The sequence below is a fragment of the Serratia sp. 506_PEND genome (assembly GCF_001076875.1).
GTDB classification, from domain to species: Bacteria; Pseudomonadota; Gammaproteobacteria; order Enterobacterales; family Enterobacteriaceae; genus Serratia; species Serratia marcescens.
The window spans coordinates 1-5138 of the sequence record NZ_JVEL01000428.1 but is presented as its reverse complement, the minus strand read 5'-3'; the positions used below and the strand labels follow the sequence as shown (position 1 = coordinate 5138).

Genomic DNA, 5138 nt, shown 5'->3' with positions numbered 1-5138 from the left:
CCCTCACCCTCCACACACTCTGGAGAATGTTGTATAAGGTCATTAGCGATGAAACCAAGTGTTTCATCTGACTGCGGCATGATTCCCCTTTCTTTATACTTGAATTTTGCAACCTTCCATTTAGCGACCTGTGAATAAACAGCCTCGCTGTCATCAACGTATACAATGTCCTGCTTCAGTCCTTTATCTGAATTAATAGCAAACAGCGTTACACCACCAATGCGCGTTGAATCCACCCACGCCTCCAGCTGTGATTGCGAATTCCAGAAAAGATTGAATTTGTTGCTCCCAAAACCACCGGTAACACCTTGCCGACATGCTATTCCTGAAAAGAAAACGGTATTTGTAGAGCCAAGGCCAAGGTTTTTACGTGCAGCGTCCTTGTCTGGTAAATCGAGAAGATTATTGCTCTTGAACACCGCACCCGACACCGTATTAGCAACGGCATTTAAATCACTTTGATTGGCTTTTTTGTTCAGTTCTGTTTTGTCAGCCTTGAGATTAAGTGCAGATGTAAAGCTATTCCAGGCCGGGCCGGTGTAAGTGCTGCCGTCAGGCAACGTCACCGTGATGTTTCCGGTGCCGCTGAATACCTGTTGCCAGTTGTTTTTATCGAGGTTCAGCCCGCGTAGCGCTTTCGCCGTCTCTGCGGCAAGCTGAGCGGTAATGGTGTTCATCGCGTCGCGCGGAACGGCATACCATGCTGCGCCTGCCTGCGTTGGGCCGTCATAGGCTTTAATCAGCGTCGCCTGGGTGGCGCTATCAACAGTTTTCACCGGTAACGTATAAGTGACGCCGCCGACGACGCTCACGATGAAATCACCGGCTTTCAGCTCGGTATTGAACGCCGTCCCCGTACCTTTCACTACGGCGGAATTATTCGTTAGGGTAAGAGTGCCTGCGGGCATAGTGCTCTCCTGAATTTAGGCAAAAAAAACCGGCGGCAAGCCGGGTTGTTAAAGGTCTTTAGGTGTTAGAAATATTTGTCCGAGTCCAAAATTACCATTCGGTGATTCAGCGTCATTGTTCTCCCTATGAGGTTTTTACCGTCACCAAACTTTGCGCCTTTTCTCCCATAAACTCTGCCACCTTGCATGCCTACGCCGAGATAGAAAAGATAAGTCCAGTTAGCTGTCCCCTCACCCAGAAAACCATAATTCAACACCGGAACCATCGGGCGGGATAATCCCGTCTCAATAGAACCCGTTCCATTCATTATTTGATAAGAGCTATATGAAACTGGCGTGTAACCCGTAGTAAAAACCAAGTCCCCAAAGTTATTCCAGATAGCAATTCCATAATCAGGCATCTGCAAATCGGGTACAGTTGCCACAACACATATTCGCATCGTGGCACTAATGCCGTCACTTGTAGCGCCGTGACCGTTATTAATAATTCGCCAGCCACGTATGGCATCAGTATACAGGCCATCCCCATCAGGCATAATGGTTAACTCATCGTTAGCATTGAACCAGCTAACATAGATTACAGAGTTTTCACGTCCTTGAACCCAGTCAGGTATACGCCAATATCCAGTAAAGTTAATTTCTTCCATATGTGTAATATATGAAATCTGTGATTTACCCAATGTTGCAAACTGAACTGAATCTGTCATGAGTATACCGTATTCCGGCGGGTCACTCGCAGGCAACGTTTCGAATACCTTTCCTCGAAATGAAAGATTAGTTGCACCACCTCTGTAACTGTCAGACCACGTCTTGATACCGTCATTTTCCCTGACATATCCGGTGAGGTTACTTATGTTAGGTATTTCATAATAATACCGTTCCATCGGAACTAAAAAAATGTCGCTGCCTGGTGAAATTCCCGGCAATGGCGTCCATGCGTTACCATCGCGAAGGTTTACATTAATTGGGCCATCATAAACCTGCCTGACCATGCGCAGCCCGGAGTTAAACTCAATCATTTTACCGTTTTGCGCCCGGGTCAGAATGCCGTACTCTTCCGCCATAACTGTTACCTCAGTTTACCGATTCGCAATACCAGCTGATTAGAGCTGTTGTAATAATCGTCACGGATGTTCGTCATCACTCGGCGTCCCTGACCAGGGCTGTTTCCGTTCATTTCAAACTCGCCATTTCTGAAGTTAATACTCAACCCCTGCTGGCCCGGCTGATAGTTATCAGATGACAGACGATCTGATAGTTTCGCCGTCCCAATTGAGGCATCCGCAATTTTTGCTGACGTGATTGAAGCATTTCGAATAAACGCATCGCTGATAAACACCTGGCCGTTAACCACAGCGAACGGTGAATATTGCGTATCGCCGCTGCCGCTCATTAGCACAAACTGATTGGCGTTGAATCCGATACGGGTAATGACGGGTTTGCCGGTTTCCGCCAGCACGGCGATCGACATGCCCGCGTTGTAGAACACGCCGTTAACCCTCACACCGGCTTTCAGTGTGTGGATTGCCGTTGCGCCGTCGGCATCGACTGTTGCCGTCAGCTTGTCCTCCAGTACCGCTGTCACGTCGTCAATCTGGGCCTGCACCTGCGTAGACAGTTCGGCCAGGGCGTGATCGACTTCCGCTATCGTGGTTTTCACGATGAGGATGTCGGCACGCACTTCACCATACTGCGCCCACTGGTGCTCAACCGTCGCGTTGTTGGCAAGCGCGTTCTGGATGATGGCCTCAATGTTTGTGTCAATGTCGCCAGTGAGGCGGTCGCCGTCTTTGTCGGTCAGAAACCCATCGCCGATACTCTCCAGGTAGTCACCGGCATTTGCGTTGGATTGCCCCTTAATCCAACCTGTCCAGTCGCCCTGATTGCCGGTACGGTCTTGCAACCGCGCGCGGAACCAGAATTCCTGCCCCGCCTTCAACCCGGTCATGGTGTGCGTGTGCAGCGGGTACGGGATATCGGCCAGCAACATCGCATTATTCCCGGCGGCGTTATCTGCATACTGAATTTCGGTTTTCAGTGTGTCCTCGGCCCCGTCTGGGAATCCCCAATCGAGCTGGATGCCCCATAACAAAGGCGATGCCTTGAAGCCAACCGGCACCGGCGGCTTGCCTTCTTTCCCCTTCAGGTAGGTTTCCATCGACGTCGCCCAGACGGACGATATATCGCTGGCGTTGATAGCCCGCACGCGCACCAGGTAGCGCCCAGCGTAAATGCCTGGCACCTCGAATCCCAACGCAGATGTGCGCGGCACCGATACCCAGTTACCATTATCTTTCCGCCATTCCGCCTCATAGGCAATCGCATTATCCACTGCCCCCCAGGCGGCGCGCAGGGTGGTAATCGCGATACCCTGGCTCACCGAGGAGTAGCTGTCGATGGTGATGTTTTTCGGCGGGGCTTGCACGCCAGGAGGAATAATCGATATCGGGCGATCGTCGATGCGCGCGCCGGTATCGATGCGGGCGTACTTGTTCGGGTCATGCTCGGTAGCATTAATCGTAAAGGTGTTATCGCCATTATCGGCAATACCCACCACACGGTAGAGCTGAACAGCCAGATCATCAGCGTCGATAGACCAGGCAGACTCCGGCACGGGTATCTCGCTATAGGCCGTGGTAACGGTCACCACTCGATCATTCACCGCCTGCACGGTGCGAGCCTGTGCTTTGCCTGAAGGCAGGTTTACGATCAGGCGGTCGCCAACTTTAGCACCCGGCTTTCTGTCCAGTGTTAACTTGCGACCGTCCACCGCACTGATACGCCCACCGATCACCCGACCGGCAACCATCTGATCGGCCACGCCGACGATATGCCCCGGCATGGGGATCATGCCATCGAGGCCAACAGAGAAAGTAACCGTGCGGTCTTTGCTGTTGGTCAGCAATGCCCAGCGGCCCCGGCGGTTTGCCTCGCTCTGGCGGGTACATCCGATAGCCGTCAGCTCGGTTTGGTTCACGTCGTAGCGGCGTACCAGGTCGCTATCAAATACAGCCTCTATCGCATCGGCGTAGTGGTTCGCCGGATCAGACCAACTGACCATCGCGGTGCTGTATCGGGTGCGTTCGCTGGCCGACGAGTAGGTAAACTTGCCGTCGATAACGTTGGCACGGGTATAGGTGAAGTCCATATCGCGCGGCATATCCGCCAGGGCGACCATTTGGTTTTGTCCCCAATAGGTCATGCCACGGAAGATACCGGCCAGATCGCTTAGCACCGTCCAGGCATCCTCGCGGGATTGAATGTAAACGTTGCAGGTAAAGCGTGGCTCCATGCCATCACCGCCGCGACCATCTGGCACCGGCTGATCGCAATACTGTGCGATGCGGTACAGTTCAGTCTCGGATACCTGGGTTGAGTCGATGCGATCACCCAGGCCAAAGCGCTCAGCCAAGAGAATGTCGTAGAACACCCAGGCCGGATTATCGCTGTAGGCCCACTTAAAGCCCCCTGTCCAGACGCCGGTATAGCTGCGCGTTTCCGGGTCATAGTTGTCAGGCACGCGGATCACTCGCCCACGCGGCGCGCAACTGATCTTCGGGATGTTCGGAAACTGTTTGGAATCGAACTCAACGTACAACAGCGCAGTGTTCGGATAACGCAATTTGGCATCGATAATTTCGGTCAACGCCTCGATGTTCATACGATCGGCGATCCGGGCGCTGTTAGCGTTAGGCGTCAACCGGCGAACGCGCACCTGCCAGCCCGTGGTGGCCTTAGGTAAGTTGATGCGGTGAGAACGTTCATAAAGCGAGGTGGTTTTGTCGTCGATTGCTGCCGTTAACATTTCCTGATAGCTGCCGCCATCAGTGGCCACATCAACGGCGTATTCGATGCGGTAGCCGTTAACGTCGCCGTTGTCCTCTTGCTTTTGCAGCATCGGCCAGCCAAAGCGCAGACGCACAGCGGAAAGCTGCAGGTTCGATACTGACCGCACCCACGGCGTGCCGCTTTTTAGTTCTGTGCCGACGGTGATCTCGTTTTCGACAGCAGGAATACCCTGGATATAGTCCTGTACCTGCGTACCTGGGCGAAACTCCCAGCGGAAGCCGGGGAAATTTTCAGAGCCATCGGCATTAAGTGCGGGGGTGCCGTCAGCAAAAATGTTTGTGCCATCCAGCCCACCAGCAAACTCTCCCTCTCCCAGGGCAAATAACATCTTCGCTCTGGCGATCGATTGAATGCTGTCCGGCGATTCTACCGGCGTGTGGC

3 protein-coding genes are annotated in these 5138 nt (G+C 53.0%); all 3 read right to left on the bottom strand.

What is annotated here, in order from left to right:
• Positions 1–908 (bottom strand): tail fiber domain-containing protein (locus ADK28_RS31585; RefSeq protein ID WP_152929705.1); only part of this gene is annotated, 908 nt, incomplete at its 3' end.
• Between the two features lie 65 nt (positions 909–973).
• Positions 974–1972, bottom strand: a complete 999-nt coding sequence (locus ADK28_RS16380; RefSeq protein ID WP_048796104.1) for a DUF6453 family protein — start codon at positions 1970–1972, stop codon at positions 974–976.
• A 5-nt stretch (positions 1973–1977) separates the two neighbouring features.
• Positions 1978–5138: host specificity protein J (locus ADK28_RS16375; protein ID WP_048796103.1), on the bottom strand; the 3161-nt coding region annotated here is incomplete at its 5' end.